25 protein-coding genes and 1 tRNA gene are annotated in these 23,165 nt (G+C 51.3%); 14 read left to right on the forward strand and 12 right to left on the reverse strand.

All coding sequences use genetic code 11. From position 1 onward, the window contains the following. Positions 1-48 precede the first annotated feature (48 nt). A complete protein-coding gene (locus KB557_RS01310) occupies positions 49-1,059 on the reverse strand; it encodes a hypothetical protein (protein WP_255130996.1) in 1,011 nt (336 codons plus the stop codon). A 28-nt stretch (positions 1,060-1,087) separates the two neighbouring features. On the opposite strand from KB557_RS01310, the gene KB557_RS01315 reads away from it, so the two are divergent. Further along, positions 1,088-1,414: a hypothetical protein gene (locus KB557_RS01315; protein ID WP_255130997.1), complete on the forward strand. Its 327-nt coding sequence runs from the start codon at positions 1,088-1,090 to the stop codon at positions 1,412-1,414. Between the two features lie 354 nt (positions 1,415-1,768). Continuing rightward, entirely contained in the window at positions 1,769-1,906 is a 138-nt protein-coding gene (locus KB557_RS01320; protein WP_255130998.1) for a hypothetical protein, read from the forward strand. Here the strand turns inward: KB557_RS01320 and KB557_RS01325 are convergent. Beyond that, positions 1,903-2,208, reverse strand: coding sequence for a DUF6679 family protein (locus KB557_RS01325; protein WP_255131029.1), 306 nt, complete (start codon positions 2,206-2,208; stop codon positions 1,903-1,905). The two genes, KB557_RS01320 and KB557_RS01325, sit on opposite strands and share 4 nt — an antisense overlap. 61 nt (positions 2,209-2,269) lie before the next feature. Between KB557_RS01325 and KB557_RS01330 the strand changes: the two genes are divergently transcribed. Both KB557_RS01330 and gatC read left to right on the forward strand, forming a co-directional pair. Next, the gene (locus KB557_RS01330) at positions 2,270-3,058 is read left to right on the forward strand and encodes a creatininase family protein (protein ID WP_255130999.1); all 789 of its coding nucleotides are present in this window, start codon (positions 2,270-2,272) and stop codon (positions 3,056-3,058) included. Next, positions 3,055-3,348, forward strand: coding sequence for an Asp-tRNA(Asn)/Glu-tRNA(Gln) amidotransferase subunit GatC (gene gatC / locus KB557_RS01335; RefSeq protein WP_255131000.1), 294 nt, complete (start codon positions 3,055-3,057; stop codon positions 3,346-3,348). Before KB557_RS01330 ends, gatC begins: the two co-directional genes overlap by 4 nt. Here the strand turns inward: gatC and crtR are convergent. The 3 genes from crtR to KB557_RS01350 all read right to left on the reverse strand — a co-directional run bounded on the left by crtR (position 3,345) and on the right by KB557_RS01350 (position 5,115). Continuing rightward, on the reverse strand, positions 3,345-4,325 hold the full coding sequence (gene crtR / locus KB557_RS01340) for a beta-carotene hydroxylase (protein ID WP_255131001.1): 981 nt from the start codon (positions 4,323-4,325) through the stop codon (positions 3,345-3,347). The genes gatC and crtR overlap by 4 nt on opposite strands. Before the next feature lie 47 nt (positions 4,326-4,372). After that, positions 4,373-4,957 carry a hypothetical protein gene (locus KB557_RS01345; RefSeq protein ID WP_255131002.1) on the reverse strand — a complete coding sequence of 195 codons (585 nt, stop codon included), beginning with the start codon at positions 4,955-4,957 and terminating at the stop codon, positions 4,373-4,375. A gap of 76 nt (positions 4,958-5,033) precedes the next feature. Beyond that, positions 5,034-5,115, reverse strand: a tRNA-Leu gene (locus KB557_RS01350). A 51-nt stretch (positions 5,116-5,166) separates the two neighbouring features. Here KB557_RS01350 and ileS point away from each other — a divergent pair. After that, the gene (gene ileS / locus KB557_RS01355; protein ID WP_255131003.1) at positions 5,167-8,460 is read left to right on the forward strand and encodes an isoleucine--tRNA ligase; all 3,294 of its coding nucleotides are present in this window, start codon (positions 5,167-5,169) and stop codon (positions 8,458-8,460) included. Between the two features lie 56 nt (positions 8,461-8,516). Here the strand turns inward: ileS and KB557_RS01360 are convergent, their stop codons facing one another. Beyond that, complete coding sequence (locus KB557_RS01360) at positions 8,517-9,131, reverse strand: DUF3177 family protein (protein WP_255131004.1); 615 nt, start codon at positions 9,129-9,131, stop codon at positions 8,517-8,519. Positions 9,132-9,220: 89 nt separating this feature from the next. On the opposite strand from KB557_RS01360, the gene KB557_RS01365 reads away from it, so the two are divergent. Genes KB557_RS01365 through KB557_RS01380 form a run of 4 tightly spaced genes read left to right on the forward strand, consistent with a single transcriptional unit; the run spans position 9,221 to position 13,391 of the window. After that, a complete protein-coding gene (locus KB557_RS01365; RefSeq protein WP_255131005.1) occupies positions 9,221-10,474 on the forward strand; it encodes an FIST N-terminal domain-containing protein in 1,254 nt (417 codons plus the stop codon). Beyond that, entirely contained in the window at positions 10,475-11,137 is a 663-nt protein-coding gene (trmB, locus tag KB557_RS01370; protein WP_255131006.1) for a tRNA (guanosine(46)-N7)-methyltransferase TrmB, read from the forward strand. An 18-nt stretch (positions 11,138-11,155) separates the two neighbouring features. Continuing rightward, positions 11,156-12,466, forward strand: coding sequence for an IctB family putative bicarbonate transporter (locus tag KB557_RS01375; protein ID WP_255131007.1), 1,311 nt, complete (start codon positions 11,156-11,158; stop codon positions 12,464-12,466). After that, complete coding sequence (locus KB557_RS01380; protein WP_255131008.1) at positions 12,459-13,391, forward strand: BadF/BadG/BcrA/BcrD ATPase family protein; 933 nt, start codon at positions 12,459-12,461, stop codon at positions 13,389-13,391. The genes KB557_RS01375 and KB557_RS01380 overlap by 8 nt, the downstream gene beginning before the upstream one ends. Here the strand turns inward: KB557_RS01380 and glmM are convergent. Then, a complete protein-coding gene (gene glmM, locus KB557_RS01385) occupies positions 13,380-14,756 on the reverse strand; it encodes a phosphoglucosamine mutase (protein WP_255131009.1) in 1,377 nt (458 codons plus the stop codon). The genes KB557_RS01380 and glmM overlap by 12 nt on opposite strands. A gap of 59 nt (positions 14,757-14,815) precedes the next feature. Beyond that, positions 14,816-15,082 carry a hypothetical protein gene (locus KB557_RS01390; RefSeq protein WP_255131010.1) on the reverse strand — a complete coding sequence of 89 codons (267 nt, stop codon included), beginning with the start codon at positions 15,080-15,082 and terminating at the stop codon, positions 14,816-14,818. Between KB557_RS01390 and KB557_RS01395 the strand changes: the two genes are divergently transcribed. After that, a complete protein-coding gene (locus KB557_RS01395) occupies positions 15,082-16,827 on the forward strand; it encodes a lytic transglycosylase domain-containing protein (RefSeq protein ID WP_255131011.1) in 1,746 nt (581 codons plus the stop codon). The genes KB557_RS01390 and KB557_RS01395 overlap by 1 nt on opposite strands. A gap of 36 nt (positions 16,828-16,863) precedes the next feature. Here the strand turns inward: KB557_RS01395 and KB557_RS01400 are convergent, their stop codons facing one another. Further along, a complete protein-coding gene (locus tag KB557_RS01400; protein WP_255131012.1) occupies positions 16,864-17,388 on the reverse strand; it encodes a hypothetical protein in 525 nt (174 codons plus the stop codon). A gap of 31 nt (positions 17,389-17,419) precedes the next feature. After that, positions 17,420-17,824 (reverse strand): 4Fe-4S binding protein, encoded by a 405-nt coding sequence (locus KB557_RS01405; RefSeq protein ID WP_255131013.1) that lies wholly within the window; start codon positions 17,822-17,824, stop codon positions 17,420-17,422. Positions 17,825-17,878: 54 nt separating this feature from the next. Here KB557_RS01405 and KB557_RS01410 point away from each other — a divergent pair, with 54 nt between their 5' ends. Next, positions 17,879-18,436 (forward strand): thioredoxin domain-containing protein, encoded by a 558-nt coding sequence (locus KB557_RS01410; RefSeq protein WP_255131014.1) that lies wholly within the window; start codon positions 17,879-17,881, stop codon positions 18,434-18,436. On the opposite strand, the gene KB557_RS01415 is transcribed toward KB557_RS01410, so the two are convergent. Further along, positions 18,404-19,501, reverse strand: coding sequence for a glycosyltransferase (locus tag KB557_RS01415; protein ID WP_255131015.1), 1,098 nt, complete (start codon positions 19,499-19,501; stop codon positions 18,404-18,406). The two genes, KB557_RS01410 and KB557_RS01415, sit on opposite strands and share 33 nt — an antisense overlap. 49 nt (positions 19,502-19,550) lie before the next feature. Between KB557_RS01415 and KB557_RS01420 the strand changes: the two genes are divergently transcribed. Next, a complete protein-coding gene (locus KB557_RS01420) occupies positions 19,551-20,300 on the forward strand; it encodes a hypothetical protein (RefSeq protein ID WP_255131016.1) in 750 nt (249 codons plus the stop codon). Positions 20,301-20,504: 204 nt separating this feature from the next. Here KB557_RS01420 and KB557_RS01425 read toward each other — a convergent pair whose 3' ends face one another. Then, the gene (locus tag KB557_RS01425) at positions 20,505-21,710 is read right to left on the reverse strand and encodes a phosphoglycerate kinase (protein ID WP_255131017.1); all 1,206 of its coding nucleotides are present in this window, start codon (positions 21,708-21,710) and stop codon (positions 20,505-20,507) included. Positions 21,711-21,809: 99 nt separating this feature from the next. Between KB557_RS01425 and KB557_RS01430 the strand changes: the two genes are divergently transcribed. Beyond that, on the forward strand, positions 21,810-22,193 hold the full coding sequence (locus KB557_RS01430) for a universal stress protein (protein ID WP_255131018.1): 384 nt from the start codon (positions 21,810-21,812) through the stop codon (positions 22,191-22,193). Further along, positions 22,193-23,122, forward strand: a complete 930-nt coding sequence (gene ylqF / locus KB557_RS01435) for a ribosome biogenesis GTPase YlqF (RefSeq protein ID WP_255131019.1) — start codon at positions 22,193-22,195, stop codon at positions 23,120-23,122. The genes KB557_RS01430 and ylqF overlap by 1 nt, the downstream gene beginning before the upstream one ends. Positions 23,123-23,165: the final 43 nt, after the last annotated feature.

Genomic DNA, 23,165 nt, shown 5'->3' on the forward strand with positions numbered 1-23,165 from the left:
GGTGCAAATTTCTTCAGTTGCTTTGGGGCGAGCTGAACCCCATCAATTTCATACATACCAAGAAATTGTTGCAACTAAAACCAAACCTACCACGCATAAACATTGCACCGCTTGCTCAAACGAAATTGTTTGCTTAATATTAAATGGTAGATTTATATTTAGCATTGGCCGATTAGACCAGCCATGAGAGGCATCAAGCACAAACAAAACAAACATTAATAAGCACACTATATAGGCATAAACATAAAGACGATCTAGATAAGTGAGGTATGGAAAATTTGGCAAATCGCTACGGTAAGCATCATGTAAAAACACAAGCGTTAGCAGTGATGCCGATGGGATGCCAATGCGGGCTTCAAAATAACTGGAGCCTAAAGATGGTGCAATAATTACAATTGCCATTACCACCAATAAAGGCATTATCCAACGAAAGAAACTAGCCCAAGCTGAGGTTCTTAGAACAACATCACCAACCATCCATGAATATGAAATACCAGGCCACTTTCTGATTTGTGCCTGCAACGATGAATTAGAGAAATTATAACCAATTGGCACTTCCAGATTGGCTGCTAAAACATTAGCCGCCTTTAATTTCTTTCCCTCATCATCAAATACTAAAACAATCTTTCTGGAAGAGTAATCAAAATTGCAGATTGGGCTTACAATTACCTTTAGATGCAAATCACTAAAAGGGCTGCGGCGATGCTGCCGTGCATCGCCCATCGCAAACTTTCCGCTAAATTCGTATCCTTTTTCATAGGCGCGTTCCCCTTTTCTTACTTTCTGATCATATTTAAGCATCGAATACTGACTCCTTTCTACATCATTTTCAAATGTAAAGCAGGGATTTTCAGGTCCTAAATTTTTCACATTAGCCGCAATTTGCTTAGGGAAATTAATACTTATGAAGCCGTCCGCTTGGAAGGTACTATCTTTTAGTGAAATATCATAAATTCTCTCAAGTTCCATCCAAATCCCAACAGGAATTAATCCAGCCTGTCGAGCATCCGAAACAGACTGCACAGATTGAATTTGATTGTTATTTTCAATTTTAGCCAATAGGCCATAGGATCCATTGCACATCAGGATGAGCATTAGTCCTAAGAAAAAAGAAAATATATATTTTAATCTGCGTGGATTAAACATAGAAATTCAACTTTCAGACGAACTTTTAAGCGAAAGTGCCATCACTGTTAAAACTAGCACTGGAAGCAAGCTGCCACCCTCAAGATCACCAACAACAATTGGTAAATTCAATGATTGCGATGCCAATAAAGTAAAACGCAACCTCTCTTTAGGATCTGATAGCGCTTGGCGATATAAAAACCACTGCGGCAAGCCTCGAATTAAATTGAGCCACAGGCAGATACAAGCCACACTGATGGGGCGTAAATCGCAACGATCAATAAATTAAGAAGTTGCATTGGTTTTGCTGCACCCAATAACAAAGCCACAGCTAAAACAGGTTCTAAGTGCCCCCAACTGCCCGCACTAAGCAACAAACGACCTAATGGTGAATCCCATTCACCCGATTCCAGCCAGATCTACCACTTAAGGAAATTGCGATCAATATTTAAACCAATCAACGCAGAGATCAAACCCAAAAGGTTTAATGGCAATACCTCCAAGCATTAGTAATGCCACAACCAGCAAAGCTCACCTAAGAATCCGCGATTTCCGCCATAAACCTAAAACCCACACCACCCGCGGCAACCAACCATGGTTTTAAGCGTCAGAATGAGATTCATAAGCATCCCACCGCTGGCCAATGGAATCGACTGGAATCACCCTCGGCCAGCTTCTACCTTTACTAACAGTGCTGTTCAGCATCAGTTTGTTTGTGTTTGGCAGCACCGGTGGTTACTACGACACTGATTCCTACGACGGCAATGGCACAGCCCACTAAGGCTGTGGTTTTAGTTGTTCTGCCTCTGGGCATTCACCTTGCTCAGCCACGATCAAATCCTCAGAAGCAGCACTACGGCTGAAAAATGCCAATCGGGTGCTCACTGCACCAATTGAATCGATCCGCACAATTTCTTCCCAGCTGTGCAGTTCGTCTTCTTCCTCAGCGTCGTAACGCAAAGTAACGCAATCGCCTTCAATCTCCAGGATTTTGGCCTGTTCGATCCAGCGTTGCTGATCTCGCAGAAACACCCACACCGGGCGTTGTTCTGCGCTGAACTGATAGAGCTTGCGTTGCAACATGGTCGAGGCGCTCCCGCGCGCTTTCGCCATCCTAGGCAGGCTCCGCCACTATTTTGCAGCGATGACAACAACTTCACCAGCTTTAAACACCGAAGCGATCCGCCTGCAGCTACGCAGCTGGCCGGAAGTTGAAACCTACCTACTGCGCTGCAAGGGAATAATCGTTCCACTTGGTTCCACCGAACAGCACGGCCCCACTGGTGCAATCGGCACCGATGCCCTCACCGCAGAAGCTGTTGCCCTAGAGGTGGGGCGCCGCAGTGGTGTGCTCGTAACACCAGTTCAAGCTTTTGGCATGGCTGAACATCACCTGGGCTTCCCTGGCACCGTGAGCCTGCAACCCAGCACCCTGCTGGCTGTGATGCGGGATGTGGTGCTCTCACTGGCGGGCCACGGCTTTGAACGAATCTTTGTAATTAATGGCCATGGCGGCAACATCGCCACCAGTCGTGCTGCTTTTGCTGAAGCCTATGGAGAAGCGCGGCGGCGCCAGCTACCTGTAGCCGCGCAATTGCAATGCAAATTGGCAAATTGGTTTATGGCTGGTGCTGTGATGCGGGAAGCGCGGGAGCTCTATGGCGATCGGGAAGGGCACCACGCCACCCCAAGTGAAATTGCCCTCACCTTGCACCTTGAACCAAGCCTCGAACAACTGCAAAAACCCCTAGCGGAAGCAGCACCCGCCGGACCAATCCACGGCCCGGATGATTTCCGCCGCCGCCACCCCGATGGCCGCATGGGTTCTGATCCATATTTAGCAAAAGCAAGCCATGGCGAGCGTCTGCTGGATCTAGCCGCCACCTCCCTCTGCAAAGATCTAGGGGAGTTCCTCACCCCGAGCGCCCCATGAGCCGCATCAGCGCCAACGACGTACGCAAAGTGGCCCAGCTGGCGCGGCTGCAATTAAGCGATGAAGTAATTGAAACTTTTACACCGCAGCTAGAGGAAATTATTGATTTTGTTGCTCAATTAGAAGAGATCGATACAACTAATGTTGCCCCCACCACCAGAGCAGTGGAGGTGGTAAATGTATGCAGAGAAGATGTAGTTAATACAACAGAAGTGAGGGAAGAATTATTAGATCTCGCCCCTGAGAGGGAAGGTGATTTTTATCGAGTTCCCAAAATATTGGCGGATTAAGATCTAGGGCCTACTGATGTTTTGTGAAGTAGTGAGATCAACTTTCTTTTATCAGAAAACCTAGGGGCAAATGCAGCAAGCCAGCGCAACTTCGATCGATTGCGGCTATGGCTGCGAATTCCAATAATAATATCGTATAAAAAATTGCTAAAATCATTAAAAGATTCAAAGATACCAATTCTTTGTGGTGAACTGTGTTTGTCTAGCAGTGGTTTTGTTGCTCGGTAAGCCTTTTGATACAGGAACCAAGGGATCGATGGCCAGAGGTGATGTATGAGGTGATAATTTTGCCCCATAATTAAAATATTCATCGTTTTACCTGGATATACCCTGGCATTGTGCCAACGATTTCTTGAATGAAAGGGGCGATGGGGCAGGTAATCAAAAAACAATCCAAGCGTTACGCCCACCATCAATGCAGGAGCAAACCAGCAATTAAATACAAATTGCAAATTCCCCCCCTGAGCGGCCGCAATAATAATAAAAACAAAGATTGTGCGCGCTAGGGCCCATTCAAATAATTCATATCTACGCCACAAACGCCGCTGGAAAAAGAAATATTCGTGATAGAAAAATCTTGGTGCTATCAGCCAAAGGGGTCCAAAAGTTGAAACGATATGGTCTGGATCATGTTTTGGATCGTTTACATGGGCATGGTGTTGAAGATGCACCCTTGTGAAAACAGGAAAGCTAAATCCCAAAAGCAAAGCTGCCCCATGGCCCATAAAGGCATTCCAAAAATTATTTGGATGGGCGGCGTTATGGCAGGCATCGTGGATAACAGTGCCTTCTAGATGCAGGGCAAGGAATCCTGTTAACACCAAAACGGGCAGCCCCCAGTGGCCAACAAACCAACCCCAAATAGTGAGGGCAGCTAATAAATATCCGCCAACAAATAATCCCAGCGTTGGATTCCACGCGGGAGGGGGTTCAACAAATTCGCGGGGCACTGATCGCAGCGCTGCAGAGTCGCTCATCACATCCAGCCTAAAAAGCCACCGGCGCAAATACCAGGAAGTTGATTTTAACCGTTTTCTTTAGCCATGAGCTGGGGCAGCAACGTATGGGTGGGTTGGCGGCGACCAGGCCTTCCGCAACTCAAATCCAATAGCGCCATCACCGTGTCTGGGGGAAACGTATTTGCTACCCAGCGAGCCTCCAATTCATAAAGGCGTTGATCTGGGGGATATGCAGAAAAGATATGCAGCTTTTCCTGCGCCGGGGTGGAGGCCATCATTTTCTGCTGCAGCTGATCTAGCCCCTTGGAAAGAGGTGCGGCTTCCCTACAGATCTGCATCACATGAACCGATTCATGGGCAAGGGTGTTCCAGTGGGTTTCCGCTTGGGGCGGCATGGTGTTTTTACACATCAAGATCTGGCCGATGCGGTGGTTGTAAAGACCCTCCAACCCCTTGGGGCAGCTATTGGAATGCACCACCTTCACCCCATGGAGCGCAAGGCGCTGCTCTAACTCTTGCAACTGCAACCAACTGGCGGCCACAGGGGTTGGGAATCCAGCGCTCAACTGATGAAAAGCGCCTTGCAAAGGCAAGGCAGAACCAAGTGATGCCGCAGCCAGGAAAGAAACCAGCAGTGCACGCGCCGCCAAGGCAGGAGCCCATAATCACCAACCATGGACTCGCGAGACCAGTGCTGCGACTAGCGACATATTTATTTTAGATTTATGCCCACCGGGGGACTTGAACCCCCACGACCTAAGCCACTGGTACCTAAAACCAGCGCGTCTACCGATTCCGCCAGGTGGGCGTATTAGCAACTCTAAACAGCGCTTGAATATGGGCAGCCTTAAACCACCCATTGCTGGCCAATTTGATTGGTGTGCTGGCCCTTATTGCCGGCCTCTTACTGCTTTTCCTGCCGTTGCTGGCCTCTGATCTAACTCGCCCCCGCGATAGTTTCTGGGGTGCCCTAGTGCTGCTGCTAGGCCTGGTGCTCATTACCACCGCCGAGCGCTTAAGGGGTGCCCCAATGCTTGCGGTGCTTTGCTCTGGATTGCTAATCGCTCGCTTAACAAACGAGGTGGCCGCCAACCGCTGGAAGGCCTTAGCCCCTGAACAAAAAGAACAGCTTGCCGATCTTGCCCTTTGGCGCCAGCGCCTAGATGCAACAGCAAAAAGGCTCCAAACCCTGTTCAGCTCATTAAAGAAAGAAAACCAAAAACCAGCAGCAACAAAAAAATGGGTGCGCGTGGATAATCAACAGCTGAATGCCCCTGCAGAGTTGCAGGCAAGCAAAATCTCTTACAAAGACAGCCTGAACCTGCTGGAAACCCCGTTTTCAATGCGGGCTAATGCCAAAACCCGTGAACCAGAACTCCAAAATTTCTGGCATGAAATAGGCCTCTACGAGCAATTAAGCCGCCACAACCCCGGCAGGCCCTTCACCCTGCACGATGGCCCCCCCTACGCCAATGGAGCGTTGCATGTGGGCCATGCTTTAAATAAAACCCTAAAAGACATTGTTAATAAATATCAGCTGATGCAAGGGCGGCGAGCCCGATTCATACCCGGCTGGGATTGCCATGGCTTACCAATCGAATTAAAAGTGCTGCAAGGCATCAGCCAAGCGGAGCGCTTAAAACTCAGCCCCCTTGATCTAAGGCGTCGCGCCCATGCCTTTGCCCTTGAACAGGTGGAGATCCAAAAGCAGGGCTTTCGCAGGTGGGGGATCTGGGCTGATTGGGATAGCCCTTACCTAACACTGCAAAAAAAATATGAAGCGGCTCAAATTGATGTTTTTGGCCGGATGGTGCTGGCGGGCCATGTATATCGCGGCCTAAAGCCTGTGCATTGGAGCCCCAGCTCCCGCACAGCCCTTGCAGAAGCTGAGCTCGAATATCCAGATGGCCATATTTCACCGAGCGTTTATGTGGCCTTTGCGGTGCTTAAGCCAAGCCCCGCATTAGCTGCATGCCAAGCGCTTGAAAATCTGCAGCTCGCAATTTGGACCACCACCCCCTGGACCCTGCCCGCAAACCAAGCAGTGGCAGTGAACGGTTCACTTAATTACGCCGTTTGCGCTGATGGGAAAGGTCGCACTTTAATAATTGCAGAGGATTTAGTAGAAAATCTACGCACCAAGTTAGATCTGAATCTAGAAAGTTTATTTATCATTAAAGGTGTTGATCTTGAAGGCACTAGCTATCAAAACCCCATCCTAGATCGCATTAGTGAAGTGGTAATAGGTGGCGACTACATCACAACTGAAACCGGCACTGGCCTTGTGCACACTGCTCCAGGCCATGGTGTGGATGATTTTAATACCGCCAAAACCTACAATCTCCCTGTTATCTGCCCCGTAGACGAGGGGGGCACTCTCACGGCGGAGGCGGGAATCTTTGCTGGTTTAAATGTATTAAAAGATGCCAATTCTGTGATCATTAGCGCTTTAAAAGAAGCCAATGCTCTTCTCTTAGAGCATCCCTATGAACACCGCTACCCCTACGACTGGCGCACGAAAAAACCAACGATTTTCCGTGCCACAGAACAGTGGTTTGCATCTGTTGAAGGCTTTCGCAGCGAGGCGCTTAAGGCCATATCAGAAGTGGAGTGGATTCCAGCAAGTGGGCGCAATCGCATCGAAGGAATGGTTAAAGAACGTGGCGATTGGTGCATCAGCCGCCAACGCACTTGGGGGGTGCCAATCCCGGTTTTCTACCATCGCAGCAGTGGAGAAGTGTTATTAAATAGCGAAAGCTTAAATCATATTCAAGCCCTGATTTCTGAACATGGCGCTGATGTGTGGTGGGAAAAAGATGAAGCGGATCTGCTACCCGAAAGCTATGCCGCAGAGGCAGATCAATGGCGCAAAGGCACAGACACAATGGACGTGTGGTTTGATTCAGGCTCATCCTGGGCCAGTGTTCTTGGGGAAGAAACTGATCTCAATTATCCAGCAGATCTCTATCTAGAAGGCTCTGATCAACATCGAGGCTGGTTCCAAAGCAGTTTGCTCACTTCTGTTGCTGTGAACGGCTGCGCCCCCTACTTAAAAGTATTAACCCATGGCTTCACCCTTGATGAAAAAGGGCGAAAAATGAGTAAATCCTTGGGTAATGTTGTAGATCCAGCTGTAATTGTAGAGGGGGGCAAAAATGAGAAACAAGATCCCGCCTATGGCGCTGATGTATTAAGGCTTTGGGTAAGCTCAGTTGATTATTCAGCTGATGTGCCGCTCGGATCTGGCATCCTTAAACAACTTGGCGATGTGAATCGCAAGGTAAGAAATACAGCTCGATATTTATTGGGCAATTTACATGATTTCAATCCCAAAGAAGATGCCATAAATTACGAAAATTTACCACTATTAGATAAATGGATGCTATATCGCACAGCTCTTGTGATCGATGAGGTTACCGAGTATTTTGAAAATTATGAATTCTATCGCTTCTTTCAAACGCTTCAAAATTTCTGCGTTGTTGATCTCTCTAATTTCTACCTTGATATCGCCAAAGATCGCCTTTATGTAAGCGCAGCAGATTCCCATCGCCGCCGCAGCTGTCAAACAGTTTTAGCTTTAATTGTAGAACGTTTAGCTGCTTTAATTGCACCGGTGTTATGCCATATGGCAGAAGATATTTGGCAAAATTTACCTTACGAAGTTAGTGAAAAATCAGTATTTCAACGGGGTTGGCCCGCGGCAGCAAACGAATGGAAAGGCGAGCTGCAAATAAGCCTTAGTTCAAATGTAACTAGCTTGATCGAATTGAGATCCCAAATAAATCGTTTATTGGAGAGCTGCAGAAACAAGCAAGAGGCTGCATCGATTGGATCTTCCCTTGAAGCCCAGGTGCAGATCGAACTTGGCCATGGTGATCAAGCTGATGCCCTCACAACTGCTCTTCAACAATTAGCTGCTAGCAATTATCCGGAAGTTGACAACTTGGCAGATTGGTTACTAGTTAGCGAACTATCATTCAACTCCGCTCCATTTACTGAACCTCTGGCTGAATTTTGCAGTGATGGCGTTACCTTACGGATCGCCCGTGCCGCTGGTGAAAAATGCGAACGCTGCTGGCACTACTGCACAGATATCGGTGAAAATGCAATTCACCCAAGCATCTGCGGCCGTTGCATTGAAGTGATTTTATAAATTATAAATTATTAATTAATTATTAATTAGTTATTAATTGGCAACTTCTTAGTTAGCTAAAACCCTCCCGCCAAGCGACCCTGGCGCGGCAGGCGCACCAGCAGCCATTGGATTATCCCCACCCCATAAGCCGCAAGCCCCAAATAACCAAAGAAGCCAGATACAGCTGCTGTCCATTGGGCGCCAAAGAAGAAGCCCAGCACCAAAGCCAGCACCCCTTGGAAATGACCCGGCGCCTCTAGCCAGAGGGCGCAGCTAGCTGCTGGTGCTTGCCCCCAAGCGCAACCCAAGGCCATTGCACTCAAGCCAAATCCCAGCAGGCTTAATGCCGTTAAGGCCCAACGCCACAGCCGCATCGTGAAAGGCAAGGCTCGAAACGGCGGCAGATCGGCCAACTCTTCATTTAGATCTACCCAAAACCACAACGACACCACAATCAATAACTGGGCCAAGGTGGCCGTTATGAATGCCATTGGCCTAGCTGCTGCCATCAGCAGCACTGTGATCCCCAGCAAGCTGCTCACTTTCCAATACAAATTCAGCAATCGCACCAAAGCAGGCTCCTGCCGCATTGCCGCCCACACCAGTAACACCAGTGGTAAACCCACGGCGAACACCAGCTCCAAGCGATAAATCATCCACACCAAACTGCGTAGCAGAGGAAGGGCCATGGAAAAGATTGAGTTTGGGCCATTATCCGCAACATGATCCGCAATCAGTTCAGCACTGGCATTAAGGTCGAAAAACTATCCGCCCCTTCATGCTGCAACTGTTTAAAGGCAGCAAATCCACTCCTCTGGTGCGCACTGCCCTTTCCCAGCAGCCTGCACTGGAGCAAGCGGTTGCTGAATTAGCCCAGCAATTGAAAGGGCTTGGTGAGATGGATCTCGCCCTTGTATTTGCCAGTAGTAGTTACGCCAGTGATTTACCAAGGCTGCTGCCTTTGCTGCAAAAGCAATTGCGCTGTAGCCACTGGCTCGGCGCTTGCGGTGGTGGCGTAATTGGCACAAATACAACCGGAATACCGCAAGAAATCGAATCCGGCCCAGCTATCAGCATCACTTTGATGCGCTTACCGGGGGTAAAACTGAGCCCATTTCAGATAAACCTCAACAAATTGCCCGATCTCGATGGGCCCCGGGAACCCTGGATGGAGGCCGTTGGGGCAGATCCAGAAGCCGGTGGAGCGATGTTGATTTGGATTGATCCAGCCAGTAGTGGCATAAACGACCTGATCAGCGGCCTTGATTACGGTTACCCAAGCATGGCCAAGCTCGGCGGCTTGGCTGGTCAACACAGCGCAAACCATGGTGGTTTGTTTTTTGGCGATCAAGTTTGCAGCGGTGCTGTGGGTTGCGTGATCAGCGGCACCTTCAGCCTTCAGCCATTGGTTGCTCAAGGCTGCCGGCCGATTGGCCCCATATTTGAAGTGGCTCAAGCTCAACGCAATGTGCTGCTGGAATTACGCCAGGGCGATGCCTTGCAGAACCCCCTAGCGGCCTTACAAGGCCTGATCGGCGAGCTGCCCAGCAGTGATCGCGATCTACTGCGCAATGCCCTGTTTGTGGGTTTAGGTAAGGAGAGCTTCACCATGCCAAATCCAGAAACACCACAGGTATCGCCCTTTTTAGTGCGCAATTTGATGGGTATGGATCCGCGCCTTGGCGCAATTGCAGTAGCCGATCGCTTACGCATTGGGCAGCAACTGCAATTCCAATTGCGCGATGGCAACAGCTCACGCCAGGAATTGCATGAACTGCTAAAAATCCAGCAGCAGCAACAGCCAAAACCCCTAGCTGCCTTGCTTTTTGCCTGCCTTGGTCGTGGGAAGGGGCTCTATGGCGAAGAAAATGTTGATGTGGGCCTCTGCCGTGAACTTTTCCCTGATGTGCCCGTTGCCGGTTTGTTTTGCAATGGTGAGATCGGCCCCGTGGCAGGCAGCACCCAAATGCATGGCTACACCGCAAGCTGGGCTTTCCTTGTGCCAAACCCTGAGCTAGAGCCTGGTAAGTAGTTGCGGCAACACGTAAATCCCCTCAGCAGTTTTTACCAGCTGGAACGCCAGCTGCCAGCAATTGCTGAGCTGTTTCCAGATCCAGCCCTTCCCCTCCACCTAGATATTGGCTGCGCCAGGGGGCGCTTTCTTTTAGCCCTCGCTCCCCAAAGGCAAAACCACAATCACTTAGGCCTTGAAATCCGCAGGCCATTGGTGGATTTAGCGGAGGCTGATCGCCGCAAGCTGGAACTAACGAATCTCTATTTTCTTTTTTGTAATGCCAATATTAGCCTTGAAGATTGGCTACAACAATTACCACCAAATCTTTTGAAGCTGGTAACAATTCAATACCCGGATCCATGGTTTAAAAAAAGGCACCACAAACGCCGAATGGTGCAACCATCTTTAATCACTGCCCTAGCGAAGGCGATGGCGCCTGATGCACAACTATTTCTGCAAAGTGATGTGCCCGAGGTGATTCGCTTAATGCTGGAGGCTGTTGATAATTGCCAGGCTATTGATAACACTCATGTTTTTTACCCCTGCGATGGCGGCAGCTGGATGGAGCTAAACCCTTTTCCCTATGCCACTGAGAGGGAAGCTCAGGTGCTCGAAAAAAACCTTCCTGTTTATCGCAGGCTCTTTGCAAAACGCGCTGGCTCCATAATCCAAACCAACTAAGTTTTAAAAGTGCCGTTTATGGTTTCAACCCCTGCGATCCCGTGGTTGCTGCGTTGGCAGGGGCTATGGCATGGAGGCGCAAAATCAAGCCGGCTAGCACCTCTATTGCCACAGCTGGCGGGGGGGTTATTGGTAGCGCTGCTGCTGCTGCTACCCCTCGCCGATCGCGGCGGGCTTGGCTTATTGATAAGCGCTTGCAGTGTGTTGTGGCTTGTGTGGTGCCTTTCCGCCCCCCCAAGCTCAAAACCACTGGGGGCAATTAATGGCTGGTTGCTGGCTTATCTCGCCTTGGCGCTGCTCGCAACAGGGTTTTCGCCCGTGCCTGCTGCTGCTGCAAAAGGTTTATTCAAATTATTGAGTTACTTAGGTGTTTATGCATTGATGCGCAGGCTTTTGGATGAAGCCCCCCGTTGGTGGGATCGATTACTCGCTGGCCTGCTGCTGGGGGAGCTAATTACTGCCGTGATCGGCTTGCGCCAGTTATATGGCGACACCACTGAGTTAGCCCGTTGGGCTGATCCAAATTCTGTTGCTGATGGCACGCAGCGGATCTACAGCAGCCTTGAAAATCCGAATTTACTTGCTGGATATTTAATCCCAATCTTGCCGCTTGCCTTAGTGGCTTTGCTGCGTTGGCGGAGCCCTTGGTTGCGCTTATTTGCCCTTACTAGCTTTTTATTAGGTGCCGTTGCAATGCTGTTCACCTACAGCCGAGGCGGCTGGATTGGCATGGTGCTGGCCCTTGCTGTTTTAGGCCTACTCCTATTACTACGTTTCAGCCACTTACTGGCAGCTCCTTTAAAACGCTGGTTGCCGCCATTAGTAATCGCTTTTGTGGTGCTGGCCTTAGTGGTTGCAGCCGTGAAGGTGGAACCACTGCGGGTGCGGTTGATGAGCATGGCTGCCGGCCGGGAAGATAGCTCCAACAACTTCCGCATCAATGTGTGGTTAGCAGCTATCGAGATGATTCAAGATCGCCCCTGGCTTGGTATTGGCCCTGGAAACACAATTTTCAACTTGATCTATCCCCTTTACCAACAGCCGCGTTTCACCGCTTTAAGTGCCTATTCAGTACCCCTTGAACTTGCAGTTGAAACCGGCATTCCCGGTTTGCTTGCGGTTTTTGGATTGCTAATTACAAGCTTAAAAATTGGCTTCAGCCAGATCTATAGAGATTTGTTTTTAAGCCTGCCTTGCCTTGGTGCAATTGCTGCTTTGGTGGGATTAGCGGGCCATGGCTTTGTAGATACGATCTTTTTTAGGCCTGAGGTGCAAATCAGCGGCTGGTTTGTGCTCGCAACCCTTGGCGCCAAACAAACGGATGACTAAATCAATCGTTTTGGCTGGATTTGATGCAGGCCAAACCCATACCCGCTGCCGCCTTGCTCTAGCTGATGGCACCGTATTAGCGGAAGGGGAAGGCAGTGGCGTAAGCCACCTCAGCAGTGCCGGCGGCCCAGAACAATTTCAACAAGCCCTACGCAGCAGCTTTATTGCGGCAAGCAGTTGTTGCGAATTAAAAGAACCAATCCAAGCTGCTGCGATTGGGGCCAGTGGCATTGAGCTCCAGAGCCCCACTCAAAGCCTTGGCACCCGATTAGCCCAAGAAACCCTGGCGATGCAGGCGGTTTTGGTAACTGGTGATGAACGCACTGCCCTTGCCGGCGCCTTTCCCGCTGGAGCAGAAGGCATTGTTTTAATCAGCGGCACTGGCGCCATTGCCGTTGGACGCAATCAATTAGGCAAGCAACATCGCTGTGCTGGTTGGGGTTGGTTGGTTGATGGGGTGGGTAGTGCCATGGATATCGGCCGCGACGGCTTAGCCCTCAGCCTGCGGATGGCCGATGGACGCCTCCCCGAAACAAAGCTCAAATCTGTGCTGTGGGCGGCCCTTGGCGTTAGCCAGCCCCATGAATTAAAAGCTCTGGTGGTTGATCCAAGCTTCGGCGCTGCAGGATTTGCCCGCCTTGCCCCTTTGGTGAGCGATCTAGCTGCAAGCGGTGAAATCAATGCCCAACGGGTTATAGATATTGCTGGCGAAGAATTGGCCTTGATGGTGGAGGGTGTGGCTACCGCCCTTGAGATGCAAAAGGTGCCGCTTTGCTGTTTTGGTGGAGCGATCGAACATCTAGCTCCACTGCAAGCAAGTTTTCAGGCTGTGTTGCAACAGCGGCTGCCTGGCTGCAGCCTGCAAAAACCCCTAGGAGATGCCTGCCATGGCGCATTACAACTGGCTGGGGAGTTACTTATTTAATTCCCGCTCTGCAATTACCGAGAGGGTATCAATCCAGCGATCAACTAATTCCGAGCTAGAGGCCTCCACCATCACTCGTAGTAGCGGTTCAGTGCCGGAAGCGCGCACTAAAACCCTTCCCTCTGCTGCCATTTCCGCCTCTGCCTGGGCCACCGCTTCCACTAACGGGATGCATTTCTGCCATTCCTTACGGCGTTCACGGTTTGGCACCTGCACGTTTTGCAAGCGTTGCGGATAAGAAACAAAACTCTGGTTGCGGCGATCCGCCAAGGTTTCACCTTTTTCTAAAAGCGCCGCAAGTTGCAAAGCAGTAAGCAAACCATCACCGCTCATGCCGTGATGAGCGCAAAGAATATGGCCCGATTGCTCACCGCCAAGGGCTGCTCCCTGCTGCTCCATCGCTTGATGCACAAATTGATCTCCCACAGCAGTGCGCTCAAGTGCGCCGCCACGGCTATTCCAGGCCCGTTCAAAACCAAGATTGCTCATCACAGTTGCTATGAGCAACTGTTTTGGCAGCTGGCCCGCTGCCGCTAAAGCAGAGCCCCACATAAACAAAATGTGATCACCATCTACCAAGCGGCCCTGGCCATCCACTGCCAACACCCGATCGGCATCGCCATCAAAAGCAAAACCCATCTCAGCGCCGTGTTGCAACACCGCCTGCTGCAATGGCTCCAAATGGGTGCTACCGCAACCCACATTGATGGCCTCGCCATCAGGGGTGCCATGGAGCTCTATCACTTCAGCGCCAAGGCTCCTAAATAGTTCCGTGCTGCAGGCAGTGGCAGATCCCCAGCAAAGATCCAAAACGATGCGTCTACCGCTGAGCTGGTTATCAACCAGCCCCTGCCGCACCAATTGGCGGTAGTTATCAAGCAGGTCTTGGCGTTGATAGATGTTGCCGCAACGGTTGAGCGCTGGGGTTAATTCTCCCCGCAAACCCAACTCAATCGCCTGCTGTTGCCGCCTACCCAACTTGGCGCCACCAGCTGCAAACAACTTGATGCCGTTGTCTTGCGGCGGGTTATGGCTAGCCGAAACCATCACGCCACCTGCTGCCCCGAGCTGTTGCACCAACCGCGCCACAGCGGGTGTGGGGCATAAACCCAGGTTCCACACCTCACGGCCAGCGGCAGTGAGGCCAGCTTCCAAAGCAGCAGTCAACATTGCCCCACTAGTGCGGGAATCGCGGCCGATTAACACTGGCCCCTCCCCTTGCAACACCTGCCCGCCCCAGTAGCCCACCTGAAGAGCTAAGGCGGGGGTCATCAAAGTGCCAACGCGGCCGCGAATGCCATCGGTGCCAAAGCTCACACCTGCAGGGAAAGGGGAACCCACCGGGTGGCCAGAAAGATCAGCCATGGCAGAAAAATCTCTTGCCCGCAGGGTAACCGCAGCTGCTGATCACCAGCTAGATCCCCCTACTGCCAGCGTTGGGGCCGCCAAGCAAGGGCCGCAAGTTCAATGGCGCCCCAAAGCAGCAAGGCGCCAATTACAGCCCCGGGCAACCACTGAAAAGGTGGAATTGGCCGCAATAACCAACTGCCAAGGCCTAGGGCTACGGCTACGGCACAGCGGCGTTTTTGCAGCTCTAAGGGCAAAAGATCTGGCCCTAAATAGCGCTGCAACCGCTGTAAAAATCCGAGCGCTGAATTAAGCAATTGGAATAGCCGGATCAACAAAGCCATTGTTGCCCCCATACGATGCCAGCGCCAATGGCACAGAAAAAGTGTTGGGCTTAAAACAACGGGGAGCAGTGGGATTAGCTGCTGTTGCCTTGGGCACTGCCATTGCTTTAGCGCTATTGCAGCAGCAGCTACTACGCCAAAGGCCCAGCCTTAATAGCAATAGCGATTTATCTTTTTTACGCCGCAGCGCCAGGTTTGATCCCGATCCACAGCGTCGCAGGGAGGCACGCCTAATCCTTGTAGGCCAAGTAGTTGATAGCGCCAGCCAATTGCAATTATTGCGGGGGCAAGGTTGGGGAAATCCCAGGCAGGAGACACTTCTGGCGCCAATCAGCCTCAAATTGGAGGCCCTAGCCCAAGCGCAATTAGGCCAAACAGAAGCAGCTAAAAAGAGTTGGCAATACCTGTTTAGACAGTTTCCCGCCGCTCCCCCCAGCGCTGATGCCCTTTACGCCTTAAGCAAACCGGTGGAATTGTTTAAACAATTCCCAGCCCATCCCGCTGCCTTAGCCGCAGCGGTTAAGTGGCACCAGCAAAAGGGTGGCAGCGAAGCAGGTTTGCACCTGGCTCGTTATGGCAAGCGCTGGCCTGGTGCCGGGGCAGCAATGGCAGCCGCCTGCAAGCAATCGAAACAGCCTGTAAGCGCTGAAAACAAGCAACTACTGGCAGCTGGCTTAGTTGCCCAAGGGGATCTAGCAGCTGCCAATCGCTGCCTAGGCGATAAAAAAACAAAGCTGCAAGAACAAGTTGAACCGCTCAGTGCCACAAGCAAGGCCTGGCAAATAACTAGAGAATTACTTGTAAAACGCCAATGGGCAAAGGCCTACAACTTCCTCGCCCAAGCAAACCCAGATAAACAAAGCGCTCCAATCGCTGCGCGCAGCCGCTTTTGGATGGGGTTATGCGCCTGGCAGCAGGGCCAAAAAGCAGAGGCAAGGGCTATTTGGCAAAACCAATTGCAGCAATATCCCTATGGCTATTACGCCTGGCGGGCCAGTGTTCGCTTGGGGGTTACAGCGCCAGCGCCAGCGCAAGCTGCAAAAAGCGCTGGTTTACTGCCCGCACCGTTAGCAAAATTAGAAAGCCTGGGCTTGCATGCTGAAGCTTGGGAGCATTGGCGCACCTGGCGCTTGGGCCAATCGGCGCAAACAGCTGCAGATCTTTGGAGGGAAGGCCAGTTGCGGCTTTCAGTGGGGGATAGCTGGCTAGGGCTTGCTCAACTTGATAGCGCAGCCCTGGCTGGAGTAGCCAGCAACAAAGAACAACAAAGCCTTCTGGAGAAGCAGAGGCATCCCTTAAGTTTCAGCGCAGAACTTGGCGCTGCTGCTCGCAAAGCGGGGATCGAACCACTGCTGCTGCAAGGGGTAGCCCGGCAGGAATCACGCCTCAATACAACGGTGCGGTCGCCGGCTGGGGCGGTGGGGCTTCTGCAACTGATGCCCGCTACGGCGCAGGAACTAGCAGGGGTAAAACTCACGGATATGGAGCTGGAAAAAGCAAGCCTTAATTCCCAACTGGGGGGGCGCTATTTAAAACAAATGCTTGTGGAATCAAAAGGTAATATCTTCCTTGCTGTTGCCAGTTACAACGCCGGGCCAGGGGCTGCAGGCAGCTGGCAAAATGAAACATTGCAGCAAATTCCTGAATTATGGGTGGAAACAATTCCATATCCTGAAACTAGAATCTATGTAAAAAGTGTGCTCGGTGGCAAGTTTAGCTACGAACAGCTGAGCCGCCTTAAATAATTTAAATACATTTTAACTATTTAACTTATTGGCTCCCTAAAGTTTCAGCTGTAGCAGGCTTCTTATCATGGGCCATTTATGCAATTCCAGATGCATCATTTCACCATAGGTTATAAAAAACATCATAAATGCAGTAAAGCCAAACAAAGCCAGCCAAGATGATGGCCAAATTCTTAAACGCACCAAATCAAGCCTTGCCAGCAATAAAGCGCTAGCTAATATCAAAAATTCTGAAAAGCCCGGAAGATACAGTAAATACATGCCTCCAACCACAACCAAAAAAAGCGTTACTACAAGCGTTAAAACTTTGCTTGCTGCCATAAATAAAGATATCTGGCGTAACACCAAATCTGGCAATGTGCAAAAAAGTGTAATAACAAATACTTGGGCTAAATTAAAAATCCAATATGCTTCATCCACCATTGTTGCATCTATCCCGTTACCCCTAAGTAGATCTTGTTGAAATCCCCAATGAACACCCAAATAAAAACTAATCAACCCCAGCAGGGTGATCATCGGTGCCCTGAGAGGCAGTAGTAACAATTTCACAGATCCGTTCATAACAAAGATGCGCTTGCAAATAATGCTGTTGTTAAAGGGTGAGGCTGATGGCATCCAGGGGGCATACCGCTATGCATTGTTCGCAAACAACACAGCGGCGCAGATCAAACTGCAATTGCCATTTTGGTGCCCTGCAACTCAAAGCACCACTAGGGCACACACTGGAGCAGATGCCGCAATCCACGCAACGCTCCGGATCGATATGTATTTCTCCAGCGGCACTGGTGATCTCTAGCCCAAGATCCCTTAACCATTGCTCAGCTGCCGCCAGCTCATCTATGTCGCCGGAGAGTTCCACCACCATGGTGCCCCGTTGATTTGGGGCCATTTGGGCCTTGATGATGCGGGATGCCACGTCGTAATCAACCGCCAGGCGGTAAGTGATCGGCTGATGCACCGCCTCACGGGGAAACAGCAGTGTGAGCCTGCGTTTCAAGGCAAGATTTTCATAGTGCTGCCAGCATGGCAGCGATTCTTATTTCTGGCTGCCATGGGAGCTTCCCCCACCCCTGCTCGCCGCATACCTCAATTGGTATTGCTAGCTGTTGCCCTACTGGTGGTGGCAATCACCTGGTTGCAAGGAACGCTCGGCCCTGGTGATCTGCTCGATCAATTGGCGCGCCGTTCGATACCCCTAAATCAAGCCCTAAGCAACGGCAAACCAAGCCTTGTGGAATTTTATGCCGATTGGTGTGAAGCCTGTCGCAGCATGGCACCTGCCATGGCAGACCTCGAAAAACAACATCCTGAAATCAATTTGGTGATGCTCAACGTTGATAACCCCACCTGGCAACCAGAATTGCAACGCTGGCAGGTAAACGGCATCCCACACCTCCAACTTTTTGATAGCAAAGGGGAATCGGTGGGTCGTTCGGTGGGTTTGCGTTTGAACGCTGAATTACTAAGCCTTGCTGCTGCCTTAAGCGAAGGCCGCTCCCTTCCCGATCTAGCTGGGGTTGGCGCGGTGAGCAGCCTGGATGATGAATCTAAAATCGGCCGAGAAAACTCAATAAATTCAGCGGCGGCGGGTCCGCGTAGCCATGCTTAATTCACACAGCAAATGCACCAATTGCTGATCCGCATCCCGCACCGCTAGCCGGGCCATGCCTGCTGCTAACTGCGTTAGCGGATCTGCGCACCCCTCGGCGCCCCTTAAACGAGGGCCTAGCAAACGCCAAAGCATGCGGCTCAAGGGCTGCCCCTCAGGTTGATGCTGCAGCATTAATACGGCTGCGCCAACCGCCATACACGCCTCGGCGTTTGCTACTTGATGATTATCGGCCGCTTGGGGGAACGGCACCAATAGGGCAGGGGTGTTGCAGGCCGCAAGTTCGCTAATGCTGCCAGCCCCAGCCCAACTTATTGCCAGGTTGCAATGCTGCAATAGGCCAGGGATTTCGTTGCTGAATTGCCGCTCCACATAGCCGGGATGCTGCAGGCTGCCGAAATCTGGATCATGGCTGCCGCTGAGTTGCACAACTCTGCAACCCTTAGCTAACAACGCAGGCAGCACCGGCCGCACCATCCGATTCAACCCCAATGCCCCCTGGCTGCCACCAATCACCAGCAGCAAGGGCCCCTTTCCCTGTGGCACCCACTCAGGGCAAGGGGCTGGGGCAAGAAAGCCCTGCCTCACAGGGGTGCCGGTAACCAGGGGGTGGCATGCGGGCAGAAATTGTTGCGCCTGGGGAAACCCAAGAGCAACTTTTTGGCAATAGCGGCCAAGCAAGCGGGTAACGCGGCCTGGTGTGGCATTTGATTCATGCAACACCACAGGGATGCCGCACCATTTAGCTGCCAATATCGCTGGCGCAGCTATGTAGCCACCAGTGGTGAATACCACCTCGCATTGCTGACGGCGCAACAACTGCGCAACAGGAATGGTGCTCGCAAGCAACTGCCACAACTGCAGTAGTTTTTTAAAACCACGCCCCTGCAAACCGCCAGCCCGCACCGTATGCAACGGGTAATGGGTTGGCACAAGCTCACGCTCGAGGCGATCAGGCACCCCAAGCCAGCTCACCTGCCATTCAGATGGCATGCGATCTGCCACGGCGAGGGCCGGAAATAAGTGGCCACCAGTGCCGCTGGCAGCGATCAAAAGCCGGGCCATGAACTTGGGGCAGGCGGCGCCTAACTTAAAGCTAGTTAGTGCAGTTTTCGTGTTTGTTTCCCTGCGGCGTTTATTTCCCCACGCCCTTGGAGCCTTAATTGCCTTAGTGCCGATCGCCGCAATACAGCCCAGCGCCCAAGCACGTTTGAGTGATGATTTAGTGCGCGCATTGGAAAATGCACTCAATAACAACAACAGCGCTGGCCTCAATGCTCTTTTAGAAAAGGGACCAGGCCTAAACCCCGCCGGCTTAGAAAGCAGGGTGCAAATGCTGCGGCAAACCTTTGGAGATGCCCGCTGGCAATTGAGCAATGGGCCAGATCTCAAAGACGGCCGCAGCACTCTGCTCATAAAAGTTACCGGTAGCCATCAAGAAGCAGGCCGTAGTTTTCGCTTAGAAGCAAATCAAAAGTTAGCGGTGCAACAAAACGGTAAAAAATTAAGTTCCCAAGAAATAATTGGCCAGGAATCTATCTTGCGCAGCGGCAAAAAAGATCTTGAAGTGAGTGTAATAGCCCCGGAGGAGGTATTAACAGGCCAGCGTTATGATTTTGATGTGGTAGTGGATGAACCGCTAAAAGATGCTGTTATAGCTGGCGGCATTGTGGAAGTATCCAAAGAAGCAATCGCTAATTTGCGTAGCCCTGAAATATCTCTCGGGGCTTTAAATGGCGGCGGTATTTTCAAAACAATCCAGGCTCCATATAAACCAGGAAGCCAATCTTGGGCTGTGCTTTTAATGCACCCAGAAGGCACCGTTAGCGTGAGCCGCATGGTGCGGGTGGTATCGCGCCGCTAATTAAGGAAGTTTGTAAAAATAAATATATTTAGCGGCCCAGTATTAGTGCAAGCGCGAATGCTAACGCGAATACTAGGAGCCACCAACGGGCCTTGCGGCCCAGCGGAGCTCCGCGGCGGGGCAATAAGCGCCCCCCCTTACGTTGTTGCCAAAACTGCTTAGACAGTTCCCGTTCCCGATCAGTAACCACAACAGGCGATCAAATCAAGCCTCATTAAGGGCAGCTACCCCAGGCAACACCTTGCCCTCCAACAGCTCAAGGCTGGCGCCACCACCGGTGGAGATATGAGACATCTTGTTGGCAACACCAACCTTTTCAACTGCTGCAACGGAATCGCCACCACCAATGATCGTGCAACAACCGCTGCCGCTTAATTCAGCCAGGGTGTGGGCAATGGCATTTGTGCCGGCTGCAAATTTATCGAATTCAAAAACACCCATCGGGCCATTCCAAATCACAGTTTTGCAATCAGCCAAGGCCGCTTGAAACGCTTTGATTGAATCTGGACCAATATCTAAACCCATCCAGCCATCGGGGATCACATCAATTGCCACTGTTTGAGTGTTGGCATCAGGGGAAAAGTTGTCGGCCAGCACCACATCAGTTGGCAACAACAACTGCACACCCTTGGCAGCAGCTTTGGCCTCTAATTCCTTAGCTAGCTCCAGCTTGTCCTCCTCTACCAAACTCTTACCAACAGCTAAACCGCGGGCTTTGTAGAAGGTAAAGATCATGCCGCCACCGATTAAAACCTTGTCGCATTTATCGATCAACGCTTCCAAAACACCAATTTTGCTGCTCACCTTGGAGCCACCAACAATCGCGGCTAAGGGGCGTTTTGGCTCATCGATTGCACCCTGTAAATATTGCAGCTCTTTTTCCATCAACAAGCCCGCCACACTGGGTTTGAGGTGAGCTGTTACACCTTCGGTGGAGGCGTGGGCGCGGTGAGCTGCACCAAAAGCATCATTCACATACATATCAGCCAGCTTTGCCAACTTGGCAGCAAAAACTGGGTCATTTTTTTCTTCCTCTGCAAAAAAGCGCACGTTCTCCAGCAGCACCACATCACCATCTGCCATTGCTGCCACCTTGGCTTCAGCATCTGGGCCGATGCAACTTTCTGTTTTAAGAACAGGCTTACCAAGCAGTTCAGTTAAACGAACAGCCACTGGTGTTAGCCGCATCGCTTCATTCACCTCACCTTTGGGCCTGCCGAAGTGAGCGGCCAAAATCACCTTGGCACCGTTGCTGATCAGGTGATTGATTGTGGGTAAAGCAGCGCGGATGCGGGTGTCATCGCTGATGGCACCGGCTTCATCGAGGGGCACATTGAAATCAACCCGCACCAACACGCGTTTTGAGCGCAACTCATCAGCGGTGAGAACGGTGAGAGAGCGCTTAGCCATGGGTAACAATTGGGGCAACGCTGCTGAGATTAACTCGGAATCACTTGCCACAAGCGATTGGCGAGCTAAGACAAGGGTTGTGTTGGTTATGCGCAATAAATGTTTGGCACGATCCTGTTCCCCCTAGACCACAGCCGCAGCGCCCTTGATACCGCTGCAACAGCAATGAAAATGGTGCAGCAGCACAACAGCCGATTGGTGTTGCTTTCGGTAGTGGATCCAAGCGATAGCAGCATGGCTAATGCCGATGGCGTGGCACAACTGCTGCAACAAGCCCACGACACGTTTCAACGGGCCGGCATCAACTGTGAGGTAATTGAACGGGAAGGTAACCCTGCTTTTGTAATAGGTGATGTGGCCGATGAAATCGAAGCAGACCTAATCGTGATGGGCACCCGTGGCATCAGCCTCGACAGCGATCAACAAAGCACTGCTGCCCGCGTGATTCAACTGGCACCATGTGCAGTATTGGTGGTGCCCTAATGCTTAGTAGCGCCGCTCCGGCGATTCAGTGGTATCCAGGCCACATCGCCAAGGCGGAGAGAGCCCTCAATGGCCATCTAGCAAAAGTTGATCTTGTAATTGAAGTGCGCGATGCGCGCATCCCCAATGCCACTGGCCATCCCAGGTTGCAACGTTGGATCAAAGACAAGCAACACCTTTTGGTGTTGAATCGCCGCGACATGGTGAGCAAAGAAGCTCAGCAGCAATGGGATGCCTGGTTTCGATTGCAGGGCCAAACCCCTTGGTGGTGCGATGCCAAGGTGGGAACTGGCGTTAAACAATTGCAACAGGCAGCAATCCGCGCTGGCAACAGCCTCAACAGCCGCAGAGCTGATCGTGATATGAAGCCGCGGCCAGTGCGAGCTTTGATGTTGGGGTTCCCAAATGTGGGGAAATCGGCCCTGATCAATAGGCTGGTGCGTCAGAAAGTAGTTGCCAGCGCCCGTAGGGCAGGGGTTACCCGAAGCCTGCGTTGGGTGAGATTGGGCCAAGACATTGATTTATTAGATGCACCGGGGGTGTTGCCACCACGGCTTGATGATCAGATGGCGGCTTTACGGCTTGCACTTTGCGACGACATTGGCCAAGCCGCCTACGACTCAGAAGCGGTTGCAAAAGCTTTTTTAACAATGCTCACGCAGCTAGAAGGCACAGCCGCTGCTGGGGTTGCTCCCAATTTGTTGCAAAAGCGCTACGGCCTGGAATTAACGTTTTTGGATTCTGGTGCACCGGATGTGGAAAGTTGGTTTGCGGCTTCCGCCAACCGCCATACCGGTGGCGACAGCCTGCGAATGGCCACCAAACTGCTGGATGATTTTCGAGGGGCCCGCCTAGGCGCTATTTCATTGGAACTGCCTGAAAACGCAATAACTGAGTTCAAAGTTCCTGTTCCAGAACCTTCCTCATAACGAGCTTCAACGGCATAGGGCTGCAATACCTGCAGGCAATTGG

The organism is Synechococcus sp. Cruz CV12-2-Slac-r, from assembly GCF_024346075.1.
GTDB lineage: Bacteria > Cyanobacteriota > Cyanobacteriia > PCC-6307 > Cyanobiaceae > Synechococcus_D.